Raw genomic sequence first — 21745 nt, 5'->3', positions numbered from 1 at the left:
CAGAAGATGCACCTTGGGCCCTTTTTGGCTTCCTTCAGACCAAGGGCCGCTACCAGTTCGTCCCAAGGGATGGCGATATAGATCTTGCCAAGATCGCTTTCGAGAAACCGGGCGTAAAACGCATCGAACTCTTCGGTCTGGGAGGAAAATGTAAAACTGTGCTGGAAATCGTGGATTCTTCGTATCTTGGACATAGACATTAAGATAAAAACCCCGTTTTTTGAGCTAGAGACTCGTTTTCGGGGTTTTATTATATCTAAATATACGAATTAAATACCTGATAAACAAGCAGTTGCGTCAATTCTGAATGCGCCTTTGAAAGAGTAACACTTACTAAGATTCCTGATAGCTATTTGAAGGACTAGTAGTTCATCAATCGCAATAATAAAGCCCTTTTATCCCTTATTTTGCAAAATAAATATAGATTCCAATAACTATAGCACAGATAGCTAAGCCTACATGGTGTACATATTTATAAGGCTCTATAGAAACCTGATTGGTATATTCCAGTTTAAACGCATCTTTTCTAGGATATAATTTTCCAATAATCAACATAATTCCCACGTTTAAAAGAAATAAAATTGCCATTATATGCAGATAATGGGGATACGCATCTGCCTCTATCAATTTTAAAGCCGCAGCGTCGGTAATGCCAGCATCTTCAGCTGCAACCAAAGCTTTACCTACAAAATGATCTTTGAGGAAAAACTGGCTGATAATATAAAGGATAGAACCTGAAAAAATTCCAATTTTGGCTGCAATTGCAGGTACTCTTTTCGTTAAATATCCTACTACTATAATAGTGAAAATGGGAATACTATAGATACCGTTTATTTCTTGCAAATAATTAAACAGACTTCCAGCATTTGCAATCATTGGAGCAATAAACATAGCTGCTAATGCCAAACAAATTCCAAATATTTTTCCGTATTTAACAATAGTCCGCTCTTGGGCCTCAGGGTTAATATGCTGTTTGTAAATATCTATCCCAAACAAAGTAACCGAACTATTAAGTACACTATTGAACGAACTTAAAATTGCTCCAAAAAGTACAGCAGCAAAGAAACCAACCATAGGTTTTGGCAATACTGCCCTTACCAATTCGGGATAGGCAAGGTCACTAGAAGCTAGGCTACCATCAAAATAATGGTAAGCTATCATTCCAGGAAGCACTAAAATTAAAGGTCCTAATATTTTTAGAAAAGAAGCTAATAGTAATCCTTTCTGTCCTTCCGCCAAGTTCTTGGCTGCCAAGGCACGTTGAATAATCTGTTGATTGGTTCCCCAATAAAAGAGCTGCACCAACATCATTCCAGTAAAAATGGTGGAAAAGGGTACTTCTTGTCCGGGTTCCCCAGTAGAATCAAACCTATCTGCATTAGTAGTCATCAAATTTTCTAACCCGGCAAACACATTACCATCCCCAATAGCCATCAAACCAAAAATAGGAATCAAAAGTCCCCCTGTTAAGAGTCCAATCGCATTGATACTATCCGAAACTGCAACTGCTTTTAAGCCTCCAAAAACTGCGTAAATGGAACCAATTATCCCAATCCCCCAAATACACATCACCAAAGCCGTCTTATCTGAAACTCCTAAAAGTCCGGGAACATCAAACATGCCACTAATGGCCACTGATCCAGAATATAGTATTACAGGCAACAACACTACTACATAACCAGTTAAGAACAAGCCAGACGTAATTGTCTTTGTGGTAACATCGAACCGTTTTGCCAAAAATTGCGGAATAGTTGTTAGCCCACCTTTAAGATATCTTGGCAATAAAAAAATGGCAGTAACCACCATTGCTATGGCTGCCAGAGTTTCCCAAGCCATAACTGACAATCCGTCGGTATAGGCACTCCCATTTAGCCCCACAATTTGTTCCGTAGAAAGGTTGGTTAAAAGCAAGGAACCCGCAATTACTCCTGCGGTAAGGCTTCTACCACCTAAAAAATAACCATCAGAGGAATTTTCATCCGTTTTTCTAGTTGCCAAATAAGATATTATGGCCACGAGCAAAGTAAAGCCTACAAAAGAAATTATTCCTAACATGGTGGTATAAATAAGTTAATTGGATTGTTAGGGTTAAATATATTGGATTATTTAGAAATAGTGAGTGGCTTTCTAAATTTTATCTCATTTTACGTTAAAAAAATATCTCTTATTAATAATCTGCATGAACTATATATAGCAGTTAAAAAGCTATTTAAGTAGAATTATTTCAAAAGAGATAATACGCAATTACAAATTATTCTTGAGCATTCCTTATAAAATTCATCACTAAGCATCACAGTTGTTGTTATTTATAAAAATGATGTATTTTTGAGAAGCCAACTTGGGTATATTTACTGCGCCGTATAATCAATACGCAATCCGTAATCCCAGCACAACAGCACTATCCAAGAAAATTGGTTGAAAAAAACACCTATGAAAAAGCTAATATGTATTATTATAGCATTTTACCTTGTTAGCTGTAATGATAATTCTGAACCTATAACAGTTAGTACCGAGGAGCTACATCAATCTATACAGAAGGTGACGGACATAATGGTACATGATATCTTCTCACCACCGGTAGCTAGTCGAATCTTTGCCTATCCCAATGTTGCTGCATATGAAATTATGGCACTCAACAACGACGAGTATGCCTCTTTGGTAGGACAAGTAACCGACTTGACCCCTATTCCCCAACCCGCTCTAGAAGCAACTATAAACTATGAACTGGCTGCCTTAATAGCCCATATGGAGCTAGGAAGAAGATTAATTTTTTCAGAAGAGACACTCATAACCTTTAGGGACAGTCTATATCAAAAATGGAGTAAGAAGAACCCTAAATTATTTAATGCTTCAAAAGATTATGGACTTCAAGTAAGCGAGCATATTGCCAAGTGGATGAGTCAGGATAATTACAATCAGACAAGGACAATGCAAAAATTTACGGTAGATACGGACGATCCCACCCGATGGCAACCAACGCCCCCAGGATATATGGATGGAATTGAGCCTCATTGGGGCAAAATAAGGCCCTTTACGTTGGACTCCGCCAATCAGTTTACTCCATCCCCACCACCACCATTTTCTATGGAAAAGGATTCGGATTTTTACAAAGAAGTTATAGAGGTCTATGAGATCAGCAAAGAAATAACTGAGAAAGGGGATGATTCAGAGGAAATAGCCATGGCAAAATTCTGGGACTGCAATCCCTATGTATCGGTTACAAGAGGCCATTTAATGTTTGCAACCAAAAAAATATCTCCTGGGGCACATTGGATGGGTATTACTAAAATAGCAAGCAAGAAAGCAGAATCGGATTTTGCTGAAACTGTATATGCCTATACCAAAACATCTATCGCCATTGCCGATGCTTTTATCAGTTGTTGGGATGAAAAATACCGTAGCAATCTCATCCGTCCAGAAACAGTAATCAATCAATATTTAGATGAGAATTGGCTGCCTATATTGCAAACACCTCCATTTCCCGAGTACACCAGTGGACATTCTGTAGTTTCAGGAGCTGCGTCTATAGCATTAACAGAAATTTTTGGGGATAACTTTTCATTTGATGATGATACTGAAGTACCGTACGGGCTGCCTATTAGAAGCTTTAATTCATTTGGGCATGCTGCAGAAGAAGCGGCATTGAGCAGGTTATATGGAGGAATACACTATAGGAGCGCCATTGAACTAGGGGTTAAGCAAGGAAAGGATTTAGGAAATTTTGTAGTAGACAAACTATCCATGACCAAGCCTAATGAACTTGCTTCAAATAGGTAGTAACTTTTTTAAAAAATTAGGAGAAATTCTTCATCTATTAGTAAGGGGATATAAAATATAGTAGATCAATATTATATTTTATATCCCCCTAATTTAAATACCGTTCAACATTAATACGTATTAAAATCCAAAACCTACTCCAAATGTGAATCGGCCTCCTTCTTCTGAGGCAAATAGGGCGAGTCTTGCTGTTAGTACATCAGCTCCATTAAAGAAAAACCCTCCCCCATAAGAGGTATGCCATAAATCTGAATTTTCTCCTGAAGTCCAAACTCTACCATAATCAAAACCACCATAAACACCTACAGTAACAGGTAACAATCCTGTTTTTAATTCTTTTATACTATATCTTAGATCGGTGTTTTGATAATAACTGGTTTTTCCTGAAAATCGCTGATTTCTATATCCTCTAAGGCCATCTATCCCACCTATGCTAGCAGCTTGATAAAACTCGTACTCCTCGCCCAGATTAAAATGCGCCTTCCATTTAGTTGCCAAGACCAATCTTCCGTCTGCCACTAACTTATAATTAAAAGCTAGACTAGGGACAATGTAGGCATAATGTTGATCTCTATTCTCTAAACTAGTCTTATATCCAACAAGCAGCTCAGTAGACATTCCCATAGTGGGAAAAGCATTATTATCTAAGCTCTCAAAGGAATAGCCTGCATTCACCCCCAGAAAACTGTTCCTACTTTCCTCTCCATTAGCTTGATAAAAAGTATTGACAAACCTATCTACCGTTTCCTCTACTTCCAGAGTTTCTAGGGAAAGACCTGCCCTAAATTTTGCGCCCAAATGTCCTCGCCACACCAAAGAGGGGGAAAAACTAAACTGTTCTATTCTTACCCTATTATAATCCATCCCCAAGGCATCATCAAAATTCTCGGTTTCATTACCAATTCCAAATAAATTAATACTGAAATTAGGACTAGTAAAACGGGCAGCCAACTCTAAGTTCCAATTATTAAAGACATGGGCAAACTCGCCATTATAGCCCAATTCAAATCCGCTGGTAGCAAAGTAATAGGCAGCGCTAAAGGTTTGTTTGCGCGTAAAGGGATTTTTTCTAAATCCATATAAGGTATTTGTAGCACTAAAGCCAAGCTTTACACCATCATCAGGATTAAACCCAACTGTTGGTATAATTTGTTGTGTACTGTTCCTTGTTTTTAAGGGTTGAAAAGTGTTGGTTTCATAATCGTTGGTAAGCCTAAGCTTAGCTCCATCTATTTTATTTACCGTATTCTTTTTGGTCTTATGATCATAGATCCAGATATTCCTTCCTCCAGTTATATTGTAGGTATCATTATTTTGACCGCCGATGAGCCGAACCTTGATCCGATTATTCTGATTTCCACTAACTTCAAAAATATCGGTGTCATCCAGACCATACAGCCAAATTTCTTTTGTTATTGCCCTATTGAAGGTCTTTTGAAAAAACAATTTTTCCTTTTCACCTTTTATATTCCGATAAGCTTTAATTTCAATTTCATTTTTGGACAGGTTATTTATTTCAAACCAGTCGTCCTTGTCGGTCCCTTTTATAATGACAAACTTATTGAGGGATTTAAAATAATCATCTGCAATCTTTGGTAAGTTTTGTATTCGTGATAGAAGTATGCTTTTAAGATTTAATATATCGTCGTCCAAAACTTCTTTAGGAATATTTGTAAACGCTTCGTCTATAATTTCTGGTGTAAGGTGTTCTTGAATAATTGCCACCTGCCGCTCCCAATCTACTTTTGTAGTTTGCGACAACAAGGTCATATCCAGGGCATAGGCACTTTTGTTAAAGGTCTCCACATTTCTAATATCATTATTAAAACCCTCCATCATTTTCAAAGGAGGAATTATCCTGGTCGCGACATTCATTAGCGCTCCATCTCCCCAAATGGAATACACTTGATCGCGATCTCTAGGAATTGCTTTAAAAATAATCTTTCCTGTTTCCTTATTTTCAACTTCTCCCCAACGCCATTGATCGTCATGTCTGTCCCAATCTCCCAAGACCATATCAAACAGCCGTGATCTTAAATATCTGTCGGTATCTACTTCATACTTTTCGTCGCGTCTAATCTTGTCGAGCATGTCCGTAGTACTTTCAATTTTATTGGCATAACCAAAGCTTCCTTTTTCTCCATGCCCATCACCTACATGCTCTTCCAACATATAAAGTTCATCCCCAAATTCCTCATTAAATTCCTCCAAGGCCGGTTGCTTAGGAATATAGTACAAATTAGGATTTGGATGATACACATCTATTGCATCGGAAAGTGTCCCCACGGTGAGAAGACCGTATGGGAAGGCACCCGTATAAAAATCCATTAACAAGGCTTCTGTATAGGTATCCTTAAACTCTCCCATCACATATTTCTCCTTAAAGGCCATAGCTTGGAGGTAAACCTCAGCACTTTTTTTAACGCCTCTCATCACATATTCCTTTCCGGCGCTATCAGCTAATCGTAACGATCTAGATTGGTTTCCACCTCCTTTTCTAACCGGTTTTACACCGCCAAACAAGGTATCTAACTTAAGGGTGGGAGCAGTAACTTCCATGGCATAATATCTACGGTACCGTTCACCCCAAATAGTTTTAAAAAACCCACTTTTATCGATATCATCTTTGGTATATACCGAGGCCTTTACCTCTTTGGGGAAATCTACGCTATGAAAAACATAATTTTTGTTCCGATCTGCGGGCAACACCTCTGTAGCAAAAAGAAACTCGGGTTCATTATTTTGATCAACACCATAATACTTTACTTCAGAGGAACCATCTGTGTATATCATTAATTGTGCAAAACCCAACCTTCCAGTAGAAAACATAGCGCCGTTCAATAATCTAGTGGCACCTTCTTTAGCCCCAGAACCACTAACAATCTGTGGAGTGTTATCTTCTACAATATACTGAAGGGAGTGTTCGTGACCAGAAGCTAAGATTACTTTATCCGAGTATTGGGCTAGAGTAATTAAACGATTTTTTAGTTCCCTATACCTTTTGTTCTGTAGGTCTGTAATAGATGCCCCACTTGTTTTTCTTAGCAAATTAAAAACGGAGCTTAGAATAGGAAAGGGAAAGCCCTCCCCGGCGGGATTTAAATTTTCTTTTAAGGAAAAGTGTCCTCTATGTGAACCATAAGTAAACAAAGGATGGTGAAGAGCCAATATGGTGGTCTTGTCCCTATTTTTTTTGATTAGACTTTCTAATTCATCAAAGAATGTCTCCCTATCTTTAATTTCACATCCATCATTCATTGTCGGGTGCTTATCCCAATTGGTAAGATACCACTCCGAATCAATAGCGATTAGCACAATTTTATCATCTATATCAATTTTTTCTATTGGACAGCCATCCTCCGGGAAAAACACCTCTTTACTATCCAACTTTTCTTGGATGTATTCTTGTTGTCTTTCCAAGCCTTTTAAACCTTCGCTATACCAATCGTGATTTCCTGGAATAAAAATAGCGTTCCCCTTAAATTCGGATAACGATTCTAACTGTGCATCCAAATGATTTTTAGCTTCCAAATAAGCTTGGTTATATTTGTCAGGGTCTGGTAGTCCGGCAGGATATATATTGTCGCCCAAAAAAATTGCTGTACTATTGTTTGAAGCATTATTAAGCTGGTTCTTAAAAGCTATAAGGGCAGGGTTCATTCCTTCCATAGGGGACAATCCGGCATCTCCTATTAAATAAAAAGTATGAGAAATGTTTTTATTGGAGGGCACATCTGTTACATCCTTATCTAGCTTGTATTTAGATTCGTAGGTTGCGCAGCTCGATAAAAGAAGTAGCAAAGCAAAAATTGATATAACTTTTTTCATCTGAATAACAATAGATAATATAATTTTGTAATTTGTGATTTATAAAAAAACGAATGCTAGATATCATTAAAGATACAGAGGAATATGTAGTTGATTTATTGACAGCACAACTTAATGCCAACTATTTATACCACAATCTTCGTCATACTCAAAGAGTAGTCAAAATTACTAAAGAATTATTGGAAGCTTATGATCTGGGTGAAAAAGAAAATGAAATAATTACTCTGGCTGCTTGGTTGCATGACACTGGCTATACCCAGGGATATGAGAATCACGAAAAGAAAAGTGCAGCAATTGCATCCCAATTTCTAACAGAAAAGAAGTATGCGGCGCATGATATTCAAAAGGTGCAGCAGCTCATTATGGCCACCCATCGGAACCATACCCCTACCAACTTATCCGAAGATATAATTAAGGATGCAGACACCTCCCATTTGGGAAGCAGCAATTATACTGAAACCGCTGAACTCCTAAGGGAGGAACTATTTCTTCTTGGAATTGCCGAATTCACTCCCCAAGAATGGGACCAAGAAAATATAAATATGCTGGGTTCTGAGCATCGTTTTTACACTGGCCATGCAAAAAAATACTGGCAAGAAACAAAAAATAAGAATCTTAAGAAACTGATTAAAAAAGAGGCCAAGCTGAAAAGTACTGCTAGCAAAGAAAAATTAAAGGTTAAATTAAAAAATGAAAGCCCAGAAAGAGGCATACAGACTATGTTTCGGGTTGCAATGCAAAATCATTTAAAATTAAGTGATATTGCAGATACAAAAGCAAACATACTTCTTTCTGTAAATGCCATCATCATCTCTCTTTTGCTTACCAACCTAATTCCAAAATTAGATAGCCCTAAGAACGAATTCCTAATTTACCCAACATCCATCTTCATTCTTTTTAGCGTGGTGTCTATGATTATGTCCATTATGGCCACAAGGCCCAATATCACTAGAGGGGAATTTACCAAGGAAGATGTAAAACAGAAAAAGGTAAACCTATTGTTTTTTGGAAATTTCCATAAGATGGAGCTCCCAGATTTTGAATGGGCCATTCAGGAAATGATCAAAGACCAGAGCTATGTGTATAACTCCCTCACCAAAGACCTCTACTTTTTAGGTTTGGTATTGGATAGAAAATATAAATTATTAAGATGGACCTATACTATTTTTATGATTGGGATGATCTTATCTGTCGTTGCTTTCTTTTTATCCTTTAATTATCATATGTCTTTAGCATAATAAGAATTAGCTTATGCTTTTATCTCATTTAGCAGGTCTTGATAGGAATAAGTTTTATTACTTTTCTTCACTGGTCGGTATAAAATCCCGGCACGGATAGCCTTTAACCCTGATACACCTTGCAATCCTTCTAGCTCCACAATTTCAATATTGGAATCAAAATACCCTTTTGAGCGTAAAAAGTTTATATACCTAAGATATTCCAGTTCATCTCGCTTTTGAGCATATACGATTACCAGTTTCCCAGATTGAGTTAATCTTTCCTGTGTACCCTTTATGAATGATTTATCTATACGTTTTTTTATAATTTCATAACGGGCATTATAGGTGCCATCCACATCAAACCGTTTTTCATCCATTCTAAACCTAATGGACAGTGAGGTGTTATACACCAGTATCAACGAAGCCACATCCAATTTAACCTTCAATTCTGGCTTACATCTATAATGGGCGTTCTCCAACTCACACATCATTTGCAACTGCCATAATCGCAAATTACTTAAGTATATGGGATCAAAATTCCTCTCTGCGGATATAGCATTTCCAATATACATATTGTGTTCTATGCCATCGGTTTTGTAACGCTCAAAATAATGAGGAAACATTTTTTGGGCCTGTTCCTGACTTTTATCTAACACTCCAGCCAATTTTTTATTAATGAAGGTAACACTCTCATCATAATTACGACGATGATCATAATAAGTCCCTGTGCCCAAATCAATATGGGATTTATATAACGTTATGCGTTTCTTTAATGTATCATCGGACTTAGACAAGTACTCAAATACCGGATTTATATTTTTGGTTACAAAATCAAAGATATCCTGTTCACTTGTACTTTGGAGCGAATCTTTTATATCGGCCAAATAGTTGTTCACCCTAAAAATAAGTTCCTCATAAATAGGAAGACTATGACTTTCCAACGCTTCGGATAACACACTGTTAATTTCAGACAATTGTATTGTTAGATCACGTTGTATTGCTTCATTCCGTATTTGGGAAGAATTCCTAATATCTATTTGCCCGTATAGTGGGTACACATCATTAAAAACAATTTCCTTAAAGGAGGGCTCGTTGCCCAAGTATTTCTCTTTTATAAAGCGTTTGGCCTCTTCCTGAAATTTCCAGGAAACCGATGGATGCACCGAAGTACATTCGTTCTGGATTACCGCGTCTATTAAATTTTCTTCCTCCTCTATAGAGCGCAATGCAGCGGACACAATATAGGGCATGATATCCTCCAATTTTTGGCCATTAACACTATTAAGGTCATTTGCATTATCAGAAACCAACTCCAATACTCCAATTAGCTTGCCTTTTTTGGCAATGGGGGCGAATAGGGCACTTTTAATATTCTGATCGTATAAATTTTTAAATGGCGCCTTTCCTTCAGTCCTGATGTATTCCTTATTTACGTCTGAAATAATGAATAAACTATTCTGCTCCATTAGTTTATCATAGGCCTCTAAGCATAAAGATGTGTTACATTTCTCTGGGCTACTCTTCTTTAAAAGATAACTTTCTATTCCATCTAAAAAGTCGCTTTCAAATTGCTGTAGCTTTGGATTGTACTTTACAAAACCTAACCGCAATCCAGAAAGTCCAAAGAGCGATTTAAAGGATTCTTCCACCTCTTTCAAGAAATTATTTTCCTTATTATAGTCTGTTACAATTAAATTAGATTTAATTTCAGAAATCACATGCTCGGCAGTAACATCAAACATATTTGAAATTACAAAGCCCTTGCTTATAAAGCTATTGGGGGGAATTTTTTGCTTCCAAAGTTCTAAGTCGTCAATATTTACCAATAATTCATCAACATCATCCTGGGTAATTTCCAAGGGTGTTCCAATGGGAATAATCTCCATAAAATCAGCATTATACAAAATCCGATAATGACGCATCACCCCTTCGGCATCGGGAATATTATAGAAAAAAAGACGTTTAAAATCGAGTTTATAGCCGTAATAATAATTAAGGATAACGACACAGGCCATAATATAGTCTACCCCTTGTTCTAGATTAGTTATCTTTGGTTTATAATCTGGACCCGCAGCCTTCAAAATACGTTTAAACCGGTTACTGGCATTAAATATTATATCGCTATAAGGCAGGGATGCCGTCTTAATCTCGTTATCGGACAATAAGGGAGAAAAGGAATCTTGCAACAACAAGTCTATTATCCCTTTATGCTTCTCCAAGAGAGAAACATCTGAAAACCCTTCCTTAAGTTCCGGAAAAGGCGCTTGCATATCTAGAATATATCTAGCTCTTTTGGCCAAATGTTCATTTGAGCCTTCGGCTAAATCCTCATACTGCTGCAACAACTTATTAAAGCTGATGATATGTTGTAAGGGCAACACCTTTTCCATGAATCCACATTTATCAAAGACTTAGTCTTATATCAGGGTATAAAATTACAAAAAGATAAGCCTATTCGGAAAAGAGTTAAGGTTTTTACGGGTTACAACAAACTTTCATTAAGCACTTTTCTATTTTTACTAAGGTCCAATACTACAAAGTTATGAAGCTAAGACAGGAAGAGGAGGATTTAAAGATGACAGTAAATGAGACGAAAACAAAAATTGATTATTCTTTACAGAAAATAAAACGAATAAAAATTATAACCTCCATCATCACGGCTATATTGATCTTTATTTTTATAGCAATTATATTTTCGCTATTGTTTTTAGCCTCCTAATTATGGGTTATTAGCTAGTAGAAAATAATAAATCATTTCCACCCCCTTTACCTTGGTATATAGCAAATAAGTTAAATTTTTTATTGCAGCCTAAAAGTTATAGGGATAATATACGATACCTTAACGGACCTTCCCCGTTGTTTACCAGGCCTCATTTGTGGTAGGGCAGCAATAATCCTATTGGCTTCTATCTCTAGCAATTTATCGGGGCCCCTAGTTTTTATCTGAATTATATCTCCTGTATTATCAATAATAAATTGCACATACACCCTACCTTCTATACCTAATTCCACCGCAACATCCGGATAGGTAAAGTGCTTTTGTATGTGTTCTTGAATTTTCTTTTGAAAACATGCTTTTAGGACATCATTATTTCTGCCTGTACATCCGGGGAATACGGGTACATTTTCGATAACTGCAAATGGCACTTCCACATCTTCCTCCTCTTCTTCTACCACTACTACATCCTCTACTTTTAAAGGTGCTTCTTCTACCACCGTTTCTTGATTAATTTCGGTACTTTGGATAACGGTTTCTTCTATCTCGGCTACATTTTCTACAATTTCAATAATTTCGGGAGCGGCAGGAGGTGCAGGGGGTGGTGGTAACTTAAGCGTTTCGGTACTTGGTACTATCTCCTCTAAATTATCCACCACCGTAACTATTTGAACTGGCAAATCATCCTTTGGATAGCTGCGCAATTCTAAGGCTCTCCAAACTAAAATAAGAACCAATACAAGTCCGATAACAAAAAATAGTCCGCTTTTTTTGTTCAAATCTGCCTTGGGGTTCTTTTTGAGTTCCATGACCTTACAATTTTATACTATCAATTTCGCAATTAAACAGCACTCTTAACATGATAATTATCAGTTGATAACATATATATCAAAAAGAGTACATCTCTAACGCAACAGCCGACTCATAGCGTAACCATGAAGATTAATCACGACTTTTATAGACCCTTACATACTAAGGGAATGTGCATAAAATTTAAATAAGTCCTCACATTCAATTTAATGGAATGCAGGGAAGGGAGTAGGAGTATTATAAAATCTTGAATAAATAAAATTCCTTAAATAAGGATAATTATTTTATAAACTATATTTAGCATAGGACTTATAATAGCTACAAATGGATCCAGTTTTATACTTTTGTTTTTGAACTTCTTGGTAAAACTTCCTCCGGGAATGGAAAGAGAATAGTTGAATTCTTCTCTGCAGCAATATGGGAGAGGGTCTGATATAGTCGTAGTTTTATAGCTGATGGGGATTAATCTATTAGCTTCCCAGCTTCCAACAATTTTCCGGCCGCCTGCTCTTCGGCTAACGCAAGGATAATCCTAGCTCTTCTAGAACGTTCCGCTTCGGCCTGATTGGCCATCATACGTTTCATATTTTCTGGCAATTGAATATCTTTAATCTTAACATCCCTAATCTCTATGCCCCATTCCATGGTTTCTAGCTCTACAATGGCCTTTATATTTTTCCCCATCTCTTCACGTTTGGATAAGATGGTATCCAATTCTACTTTCCCGCAAACATCACGTAAAGCCGCCTGCGACAATTGAGTAATGGCAAACCGGTATTCCTCTACTTCTAATACTGCTTTTTCAGGATTGCTTATCCTAAAAAAAACCACACCATCTATACTACAAGGCACATTATCTTCCGTCATTACTTCCTGTGAATCAATGTTGATGGTAATTACACGTATATCTACCACTTGAATGGTTTCTATTACTGGGATAATCCACCTTAAACCAGGTTTTAAGGTTTTTATATATTTCCCAAACCTAAACTTTAAAGCGCGTTTATATTCATAAATAATTTTGATTCCAGACAGGAAAAACAAAATGATAAAAACGATAAAAATTAAGGATGGTGCCATGACGTATCTTTTAGTTGAAATCTATTAATGTTATTTCTGAAAGATGAAGAAGCATGACCATATACAAGACGCACCAAATCATCGGGGAGGATGGTAAAAAGGGAAAGCAGTTAACTTTCTATTTCTAAGGGTACTTCTTTTAAAGCTACGAAATAATACAATGATAACCAAGCGATTAACCCCAACAAAACCTTGCTATTTTAGACTTAAGCTTAACAGCCTGAAATTAGTCATAATTAGTTCTCCCGAAAAAGTTAACCCAAACTCTTTTCTTAAAACAGCTGATTTCAAGTATTATCGCCCTATTTCTTCTGCAACATAAACTAGATAACCAGACTGCGATAAATCTAGTTAGTACAAAAGAGAAGATAGATTGTGGCAAGCACCCCATTCCTTACGGAAATTTATTCAAGATTAACACGCTCCAACGATTGCCGGTCCGCTTCTTTAACGTGGCCTGCGAGTTGTGTCCTGGGGGGTGTCTATTTGTTATCTCTATTCTCCGCCCTATAAATAATCAGCTTGTTATAAGGCAACTGACTCCTAAAATCCTTCTGAAAGAATTCCAAATATTGCCAAGGTTGAAAACACGAATAAGAAAAGAACAAACCCTATTAAAGAAATAACCAATCCCGCAATAGCAAGTCCTCTTGGTCGGCTAAATATTCCTATAAAAGAAAATAATAAGCCTAGAAACCAAACAGTCCATCCTATAATTGGCAAACAACCAGCGACAAGAGCAATAATAGAGAGTATAAAGCCAGCTGTTCCAATCCCGTTAGTCTTTGATCTTTGATTTACAATGATGGTTTGTCCTTGGGGATTTTGGTCGCTATTTGGATTTACTTCGTTCATGAATATGGAGTTCTATGTTGTTAATTGAATTCGTAACAACTTCAATAACTTTGGTTCCGATTATTATCTGTCAAGATAAAAACATATATCCATTAATTCCCATTTCGCATCAATTCACCTATACAATTCTTGGCTTAACTTCTAAAATATAAAATAATTATCTCTATGGCTTTCTCATAGATTTTATATCAGAACTTCCTAAAAGTGAAGTGTTTTTAAACAAATTAAACTGTATATTTAATGGTTAAAACCATTGTCTACCAATAAACCAACCTTATGCCATTACTAATCGTTGTCCTTGGGATACTACTTCTTTTTATCCTAATAGCCAGATTTAAGCTCAACGCTTTTATTGCCTTTATCATAGTTTCTCTTGCAGTTGGCATTGCAGAGGGAATGGAATTGGAATTGCTGGTAAAATCCATACAAGATGGAATTGGTAGCACACTTGGCTTTCTAATCATGATATTGGGCCTAGGCGCTATGCTAGGCAAACTAGTGGCAGATAGCGGTGCCGCACAACAGATTACCACCCGTCTGATAGCGAAGTTTGGAATTAAAAACATACAATGGGCATTAGTACTTACCGGTTTTATTGTGGGCATACCCATGTTCTACTCGGTGGGATTTGTAATATTAATTCCCTTAATTTTCACCATTGCGGCCTCTACCCGGCTTCCATTATTATATGTTGGGCTTCCTATGATTGCGGCATTATCCGTAACCCACGGATACCTACCTCCACACCCAGCCCCTACGGCCATAGCGACTACCTTTAATGCAGACATTGGAAAAACCCTCTTGTACGGGATAATCATCGCTATTCCTGCCATTATTGTTGCGGGACCTCTATTCTCTCGAACCATAAAAAATATTGAGGCCACCCCCTTAAAAGAATTTGTAAACCCCCGCATTTTAAAAGAATCCGAAATGCCAGGGATTGCTATCAGTATTTTCACGGCACTACTACCCATCATCCTGATTATGCTAGCCACCTTAGCCGATCTATTAATGCCCGCGAACAATCCCATAATGCCCTACATCAATTTTATTGGGAACCCAGCGGTGGCCATGCTCATTTCGGTATTAGTAGCTATTTATACTTTAGGCTTGGCGAGGGGAAAGAAAATGCCCGAAATTATGAATTCAGTAAGTAACGGGATCTCCGGTATTACTATGATTCTACTTATTATAGCGGGCGCCGGAGCCCTAAAGCAAGTACTTATAGACAGTGGGGTAAGTCTATATATCGCTGAGATTTTAAAAGATTCTGCCTTATCTCCCCTCGTTTTAGCGTGGATGGTAGCCACGGTCATCAGGGTATGTGTAGGCTCTGCCACCGTTGCAGGACTCACCACCGCAGGAATCGTCCTGCCTCTTGTATCGGCTACGGGAACGAGTCCAGAATTAATGGTATTGGCCATAGGATCGGGCAGCCTCATGCTTTCCCACGTAAACGATAGTGGCTTTTGGTTATTCAAGGAATATTTTAACCTATCCGTAAACGACACCTTACGTACTTGGACCGTTATGGAAACCACTGTAGGAATAATGGGTTTAATTGGCGTCTTGATCTTAAGTTTATTTATATGATTTATGGAAAATAAAAATAATATCACGCAAAGAATTAAGGAATTGGGTTTGATTTTTCCTCCTGCTCCGCCACCGGCCGGAGTCTATAGGCCCCTCTTAGTTATAGAGAACTTTTTATATGTTTCGGGACAAGGCCCAGTAAAGAGGGATGGTACACTTATAACAGGCAGAGTAGGTGACGTTTTCACCGAAGAAGAGGGCAAAATGGCTGCGCGACAAGTAGCACTTACTATGTTATCTACCATTCAGACCCATTATGGTAGTTTAGATAACATAAAGCGAGTAGTAAAAGTTTTAGGGATGGTTAATTGCACTCCGGAGTTTACGAGACACCCCTATGTTATTAATGGATTTAGCGAACTAATGGCCGACCTTTTTGGAACGGAGCACGGCATTGGGGTTAGAAGTGCTGTAGGAATGATGCTCCCAGATAATATAGCTGTGGAAGTGGAGGCAATGTTCCAATTGCATTAAGACAAAAGAAATATCCCCTTATTGATTTTATATTAAATAATAAAGCAAATGACAGATAATGATTGGTTTACCATTACCAACACCAAGGATATTTTTACCCCTGCTCTAGTGGTCTATCCCAAGCGGATAGAAGAGAATATTAAGACTATGATCCAAATAGCGGGAGGGGCGCAGAATTTAAGGCCCCATATAAAAACCCACAAGATGGCAGAGATTATCCAACTGCAAATAAAACATGGCATTGAAAAATTTAAATGTGCTACCATAGCCGAGGCCGAACTTTTAGGCCAATGCGGGGCCAAAGACATCCTTTTAGCTATGCAACCCGTAGCAGCAAACATGGCCCGCTTTTTCTCCTTGATAGCAACCTTTCCAGAATCTAATTTTTCCACCCTTACCGATAATCTGACCCACGCCAAGGAAATCGCCAAATTGGCTTCGGAAAAGAACCAAAAAATATCCCTATGGATGGATATTAATAATGGTATGGACAGAAGTGGAATACTTCCTAACAAATCTGCTCAAGAACTCTATACCTATTTACATGAAGAACCAACGATAGTTGCGTGCGGATTGCATGTGTATGATGGCCATATCCGAGCCAAAGACCCAGAAGCGAGAAAGAACGAATGCGACCGAGATTTTGTCTCAGTTTTGTCACTAAAATCGGCAGTGGAGGAAGCAGGCCTTCCCGTGCCAACAATAATTGCCGGAGGCTCTCCCACGTTTCCTTTTCATGCTATCCGCAAAGGAGTAGAAACCAGTCCAGGAACCACCCTCTTATGGGATTCTGGCTACGGCAATTCCTATCAGGACCTAGAGTTCCTTCCAGCGGCGGTACTCTTGACTAGGGTGATCAGTAAACCCAACTTAGGTAAAGTGTGTTTTGATTTAGGCCATAAATGGGTGGCTCCCGAAATGAACTTGCCACGAGTAGATTTTTTAAATGTAGACAAGGCCGAACAAACAAGTCAAAGCGAAGAACACCTGGTAGTAAAATGTCCGCGAGCATCCCAACCTAGAATTGGTGATCTCGTTTATGCCATCCCAAAGCATATTTGCCCTACCGTTGCAAAGTATGACGCGGTTTTAACTGCTGTTGATGGAATCATAACAGGGAGTTGGAAAGTAGCAGCACGCAATAGCAAAATAACAATCTAAGCAATTAGAAACCAGTAGATAATGAAATTAATAAAATATTATGTTTGTATTTGATGCACATTTAGACCTTGCTATGAACGCTATGGAGTGGAATAGAGACCTAACATGGAGCATTGCAGCTATCCGGGAAAGTGAGGTTGGCATGATGGATAAGCCGGACCGAGCCAAAAATACTGTTTCGTTAGATGCCATGCGAAAAGGGAATATAGGAATATGCGTAGCTACTCAAATTGCACGTTACGTAAAGCCAGAAAATAAATTACCTGGATGGAACTCTCCACAACAAGCTTGGGCACAGACTCAAGGTCAACTAGCATGGTATCTAACTATGGAAGAATTAGGGGAAATGGTAAAAATCACTAATACTAAGGAGCTAGAAGCCCATTTAAAACGTTGGAAGCAAGATCCTAAGAACTGTCCCATAGGTTATATTCTAAGCTTGGAAGGGGCAGATTCCCTTATTACAATAGAGCACTTGGAACGCTCTTACGAACAGGGACTACGGGCTATAGGCCCTGCACATTACGGTCCGGGTACCTATGCACATGGAACTGACTCAGTTGGGGGTATAAGTTACAAAGGCAAGGTGTTATTAAAGGAGATTGAGCGACTGAACCTCATCTTGGATGCGACCCACCTATGTGATCAGAGCTTTTGGGAAACTATGAAGGTCTATCAAGGTCCGGTATGGGCAAGCCATAATAATTGTCGGAAATTTGTAGACCATAATAGACAGTTCTCAGATGAGCAAATAAAGGAGCTACTATCTAGGGATGCAGTTATTGGAATGGCACTAGATGCTTGGATGATGGTACCTAATTGGGAAAGAGGCATTTCTACGCCCGAAAAAACCGGAGTATCCCTAATGCATATGGTACATAACATTGACCATATTTGTCAATTGGCAGGCAATACGCTTCATGTAGGCATAGGCACGGACCTAGACGGTGGCTTTGGGAAAGAACAATGCCCTATTGATCTAGATACAATCGCCGACTTACAGAAAGTGCCAATACTATTATCGGAACGAGGATATACCCCGGATGATATAGAAAATATTATGAGTAAAAACTTTATTGAATTTCTTAAAGACACATGGGGAACACCAGTATAAAATCATCCTGTTTTAACCTACAATGTCTTGGGGATCATCTACAAACGGGAGACAAAAAATAAAATAACCCAATTACCTAACCCTAACAACGTGATAACGTTTAATTTAACATCAATTTAAAATTTAATTGGCAAGGTATTTGATATTTTTGTAAGTCAAACATACCTTGATCTGGCCTTATGAGAATTGTATATTTATGTTATATCGTGTTTCTATTTTCCGCTTTGGGAATGTCTCAGACCGATCTACCTACTACTCAACCTTTAATAATAGAAGGAGACCGAAGTATTTTGGATAAACCAGAAGGTACCCCTCTAAAAATCCCTTCAATTCTTGATAAAAAGCCCACGATTAACCTAAAGGATTCTTTAACGGCTAGGCAAATAAATATGCTTCCCACAAGAAACTTAGTACAGGCTGGTCATGATTTAAAATTAGACCCGAAAGTAGGGGAAAAAGAGAGCAAGAGTTCTTCAACCTACTTTGGAAATATGTATTTAGGGGATGTTAAGACCAACGGAAAATTTGTTGGGGTAATGTACCGCGACCATGAATATGTTGATGGGGATAGAATACGGGTCCTCCTGAACGATGAAGTAGTAGAACCCAATGTTTTCCTCACTGGGGCATTTAAAGGGATTAATCTAGACCTCAAAAAGGGTTTTAATAGAATAGATTTTGAGGCTTTAAACCAAGGTACTTCTGGTCCCAATACTGCCCAAGTAAATGTATTTGATGACGAAGGCAAATTGATTCATTCCAATTTATGGAATTTGTCTACCGGTTCTAAAGCCACTATCATTGTGGTTAAGGAATAAATACCCTACAAATATTTAAATTATAGTCTTCTCTCTCCAGGACGATACGTTTCTTTTGCTCTTTTAACTACATCCTCTTTATAAAATGGAACTTCCTTAAATTCTGCTTTGGCATATGGCAAGGCTTGATCATTAAAGTGTGGAGAAGAAGGATCCCCACTTTGTCCGCCTGCCAATATACTTTTTGCTTTTACCTTCTCCCCAAATTCTACCACAGCCACAAAGCTATTGCCACGGGTACCGTATATTTTTTTGGTATTATTGCTATATCTAGCCCCGTAAGCTGCTAGGGCACCCCAACGCCCCGAAGCATATCCAATTGGTATACTAGGAAGCGCATCATCAAATGGTTGCTGAATTTCGCCGTTAATACGCTGATATCGATTTACTTCTCCCCATGGTATGTTCCAAGTCCCAAAATCTTTTTCCAACTGAGCAACCACTACTGTAAAAAGCTTTAAACGCTCTGATAATGGGGACTGAGTTCCAAAATAATTCATAGCGTCCATATCGCTCATTTCTTGTGGCAACACCCCTTCACTACCATACAACGTCCCATAATAATGAGCTAGGGTCATTCCTACTGCTTCGGTGGACGTTTTATAATCCCAATTCCTCAACACATCAATAGGACCTCCTAATACTTCATTCTTAGGGTATATTTTATCAAAGGCCTCCACCAACCCAGGTATGAGCTTTTCAAAGGCGGGCAAATAAGGGTCGTGGGCTAAGGTTATTAAATTGTCTAAAGTAAAGTCGGACCTATCTTTCAATAAGCTTATAGCATGTACTCCTCTAAAATTCTCTTGATCTATGGACATATAATTAGGATAATCTTCTTTTTTAGGACTGAATTCCAATGCTGCAGTATAAGGTGTGGAATTACAATTCTGAAACCATCCATTCTCAGGATTCAGTAGTAGGATATTTTCATCCACCGTATGCAACCCTTGCCAATCCGTTCTTGGGTCACTACCATCTACAGGCTTGGTATAATCAAACATGGGATCTCTTTTTGGAATAAAATTGCCATGAAAATAGGCGATATTCCCTTCAGCATCGGCATATACGGTATTGTTTGATGAATTGGTGCGCATATCCATCATTTCTCTAAATCCTTTATATCCTGTTTGTTTGGTACGTATAAAAGATTGCTCCAATGCCTTTTTTGGTTCCCACATCATTGCGGTAGCCACCCAACGGTCTTCTGCCATATGCGTAATAGGACCGTGATGGGTGTGGTAGGCAGGAAAGGTCTTTTCTTTAATTGCACCGTCTTCCTTATACTTTAAGGTGACTTCAGTACTTTTTACTGGTCTAAGTTCTTCCCCATACACATAATAGAGTTCATCATCCTGCGCTACAACGGTTTCCATAAATTCGTCCATTATATCCGTATAAGTGGAGGTATGCATCCACCCTGTTTTTTCATTAAACCCCTGATAGACAAAAAATTGACCCCATGTAACCGCACCATATGCGTTAAGCCCCTCTTCACTAACCACATGTACCTCTCCCCTAAAATAAAAGGAAGTATGCGGGTTGATTAAAAGTAGCGTATTGCCAGACTCTGTCAATTTTCCCGATATCGCTATTCCATTGGACCCTTGGGGTTCTTCCTGTTTTTTCTCTTGCTTTGACTTATACTCATCCATTTTTGGAATGGCCATACCATTCTGGTAGAAAGCTTTTATTTTATTGGTTGACACCCGTTCAATATCCCCACCAATGGAGCCCTCACTAAAATACATAGGCATCCACGGCTCAAAGCGGTTCAATAATTCTGGCTTTACTTCAGGATGGGTATAGAGGTAATAATTAATACCATCGGCAAATGCCTTGCATAGCTCTTTTAACCAATTGGGACTCGCCTCATAGTTAGCAATGGCCTCTTCTTTGGTCATAAACAATTTGGCTCTAAGATCACTGTAGATCGCCGCCTCTCCTTCTACCTCTGCCAGTCTACCTGTTGCCCAGATATAGTTTTGCTCCACCCTATTGAAATCATCTTCACATTGCGCATACAGCAATCCAAAAACAGCATCGGCATCCGTTTTCCCATAAATATGCGGCACACCAAAATCGTCCCGAATTATAGTCACCCTTTCGGCTTGAGCCTTCCAGCCTTCTATTTCTGGCGTGACATCATTGGCTTTACAAGACATTAAGGAAAGAGCGAGAAAAAAGTATAGCAATTTCATAGGAAGTTTTTTATTGATATTACGGTCATATGTAAACCCACCTACATAGGTAAACTTGCCTCACGGCAGTCAGGTTCGCATATATTACTTAATATATG

At 38.3% G+C, this 21745-nt stretch carries 15 protein-coding genes; 7 read left to right on the top strand and 8 right to left on the bottom strand.

Going from position 1 to position 21745, the window contains the following annotated elements:
- A partial coding sequence (locus tag G466_RS24255) for a hypothetical protein (protein WP_205622013.1) occupies positions 1–194 on the bottom strand: 194 nt, incomplete at its 3' end.
- A 208-nt stretch (positions 195–402) separates the two neighbouring features.
- Positions 403–2055 carry a solute:sodium symporter family transporter gene (locus G466_RS0115745; protein ID WP_026814519.1) on the bottom strand — a complete coding sequence of 551 codons (1653 nt, stop codon included), beginning with the start codon at positions 2053–2055 and terminating at the stop codon, positions 403–405.
- A gap of 375 nt (positions 2056–2430) precedes the next feature.
- On the opposite strand from G466_RS0115745, the gene G466_RS0115740 reads away from it, so the two are divergent.
- Positions 2431–3777: a vanadium-dependent haloperoxidase gene (locus G466_RS0115740; RefSeq protein ID WP_026814518.1), complete on the top strand. Its 1347-nt coding sequence runs from the start codon at positions 2431–2433 to the stop codon at positions 3775–3777.
- A gap of 120 nt (positions 3778–3897) precedes the next feature.
- On the opposite strand, the gene G466_RS0115735 is transcribed toward G466_RS0115740, so the two are convergent.
- A complete protein-coding gene (locus tag G466_RS0115735) occupies positions 3898–7605 on the bottom strand; it encodes a metallophosphoesterase (RefSeq protein ID WP_026814517.1) in 3708 nt (1235 codons plus the stop codon).
- Positions 7606–7658: 53 nt separating this feature from the next.
- On the opposite strand from G466_RS0115735, the gene G466_RS0115730 reads away from it, so the two are divergent.
- Complete coding sequence (locus G466_RS0115730; protein ID WP_026814516.1) at positions 7659–8843, top strand: Pycsar system effector family protein; 1185 nt, start codon at positions 7659–7661, stop codon at positions 8841–8843.
- An 11-nt stretch (positions 8844–8854) separates the two neighbouring features.
- Here G466_RS0115730 and G466_RS0115725 read toward each other — a convergent pair whose 3' ends face one another.
- From G466_RS0115725 to G466_RS0115705, 4 genes are all read right to left on the bottom strand, one after another.
- The gene (locus tag G466_RS0115725; RefSeq protein ID WP_026814515.1) at positions 8855–11215 is read right to left on the bottom strand and encodes a GAF domain-containing protein; all 2361 of its coding nucleotides are present in this window, start codon (positions 11213–11215) and stop codon (positions 8855–8857) included.
- A gap of 409 nt (positions 11216–11624) precedes the next feature.
- The gene (locus tag G466_RS0115715) at positions 11625–12350 is read right to left on the bottom strand and encodes an energy transducer TonB (RefSeq protein WP_026814514.1); all 726 of its coding nucleotides are present in this window, start codon (positions 12348–12350) and stop codon (positions 11625–11627) included.
- Between the two features lie 463 nt (positions 12351–12813).
- Positions 12814–13431 (bottom strand): SPFH domain-containing protein, encoded by a 618-nt coding sequence (locus tag G466_RS22290; RefSeq protein ID WP_229797237.1) that lies wholly within the window; start codon positions 13429–13431, stop codon positions 12814–12816.
- Between the two features lie 543 nt (positions 13432–13974).
- Positions 13975–14286, bottom strand: coding sequence for a hypothetical protein (locus tag G466_RS0115705; protein ID WP_051315721.1), 312 nt, complete (start codon positions 14284–14286; stop codon positions 13975–13977).
- Positions 14287–14562: 276 nt separating this feature from the next.
- Here G466_RS0115705 and G466_RS0115700 point away from each other — a divergent pair, with 276 nt between their 5' ends.
- The 5 genes from G466_RS0115700 to G466_RS0115680 all read left to right on the top strand — a co-directional run bounded on the left by G466_RS0115700 (position 14563) and on the right by G466_RS0115680 (position 19446).
- Complete coding sequence (locus tag G466_RS0115700) at positions 14563–15879, top strand: gluconate:H+ symporter (protein ID WP_026814512.1); 1317 nt, start codon at positions 14563–14565, stop codon at positions 15877–15879.
- 3 nt (positions 15880–15882) lie between these two features.
- Complete coding sequence (locus G466_RS0115695; protein WP_026814511.1) at positions 15883–16353, top strand: RidA family protein; 471 nt, start codon at positions 15883–15885, stop codon at positions 16351–16353.
- A gap of 48 nt (positions 16354–16401) precedes the next feature.
- Positions 16402–17514: a D-TA family PLP-dependent enzyme gene (locus G466_RS0115690; protein WP_026814510.1), complete on the top strand. Its 1113-nt coding sequence runs from the start codon at positions 16402–16404 to the stop codon at positions 17512–17514.
- A gap of 40 nt (positions 17515–17554) precedes the next feature.
- Complete coding sequence (locus G466_RS0115685; RefSeq protein ID WP_026814509.1) at positions 17555–18628, top strand: dipeptidase; 1074 nt, start codon at positions 17555–17557, stop codon at positions 18626–18628.
- Positions 18629–18807: 179 nt separating this feature from the next.
- Complete coding sequence (locus G466_RS0115680) at positions 18808–19446, top strand: hypothetical protein (RefSeq protein WP_026814508.1); 639 nt, start codon at positions 18808–18810, stop codon at positions 19444–19446.
- Between the two features lie 20 nt (positions 19447–19466).
- On the opposite strand, the gene G466_RS0115675 is transcribed toward G466_RS0115680, so the two are convergent.
- Positions 19467–21647 carry an acylase gene (locus tag G466_RS0115675; protein ID WP_026814507.1) on the bottom strand — a complete coding sequence of 727 codons (2181 nt, stop codon included), beginning with the start codon at positions 21645–21647 and terminating at the stop codon, positions 19467–19469.
- Positions 21648–21745 lie beyond the last annotated feature (98 nt).

The sequence above is a fragment of the Arenibacter certesii DSM 19833 genome, assembly GCF_000429545.1.
In the GTDB taxonomy this organism is placed as follows: Bacteria; Bacteroidota; Bacteroidia; order Flavobacteriales; family Flavobacteriaceae; genus Arenibacter; species Arenibacter certesii.
This window is presented reverse-complemented; position numbering and strand designations above follow the sequence as displayed.

Coding starts and splice junctions, on each gene's coding strand:
- G466_RS0115715 (WP_026814514.1), bottom strand. CDS start 12,350: ATGGAACTCAAAAAGAACCCCAAGGCAGATTTGAACAAAAAAAGCGGA.
- G466_RS22290 (WP_229797237.1), bottom strand. CDS start 13,431: ATGGCACCATCCTTAATTTTTATCGTTTTTATCATTTTGTTTTTCCTG.
- G466_RS0115700 (WP_026814512.1), top strand. CDS start 14,563: ATGCCATTACTAATCGTTGTCCTTGGGATACTACTTCTTTTTATCCTA.
- G466_RS0115680 (WP_026814508.1), top strand. CDS start 18,808: ATGAGAATTGTATATTTATGTTATATCGTGTTTCTATTTTCCGCTTTG.
- G466_RS0115730 (WP_026814516.1), top strand. CDS start 7,659: ATGCTAGATATCATTAAAGATACAGAGGAATATGTAGTTGATTTATTG.
- G466_RS0115725 (WP_026814515.1), bottom strand. CDS start 11,215: ATGGAAAAGGTGTTGCCCTTACAACATATCATCAGCTTTAATAAGTTG.
- G466_RS0115745 (WP_026814519.1), bottom strand. CDS start 2,055: ATGTTAGGAATAATTTCTTTTGTAGGCTTTACTTTGCTCGTGGCCATA.
- G466_RS0115690 (WP_026814510.1), top strand. CDS start 16,402: ATGACAGATAATGATTGGTTTACCATTACCAACACCAAGGATATTTTT.
- G466_RS0115675 (WP_026814507.1), bottom strand. CDS start 21,647: ATGAAATTGCTATACTTTTTTCTCGCTCTTTCCTTAATGTCTTGTAAA.
- G466_RS0115685 (WP_026814509.1), top strand. CDS start 17,555: ATGTTTGTATTTGATGCACATTTAGACCTTGCTATGAACGCTATGGAG.
- G466_RS0115740 (WP_026814518.1), top strand. CDS start 2,431: ATGAAAAAGCTAATATGTATTATTATAGCATTTTACCTTGTTAGCTGT.
- G466_RS0115695 (WP_026814511.1), top strand. CDS start 15,883: ATGGAAAATAAAAATAATATCACGCAAAGAATTAAGGAATTGGGTTTG.
- G466_RS0115705 (WP_051315721.1), bottom strand. CDS start 14,286: ATGAACGAAGTAAATCCAAATAGCGACCAAAATCCCCAAGGACAAACC.
- G466_RS0115735 (WP_026814517.1), bottom strand. CDS start 7,605: ATGAAAAAAGTTATATCAATTTTTGCTTTGCTACTTCTTTTATCGAGC.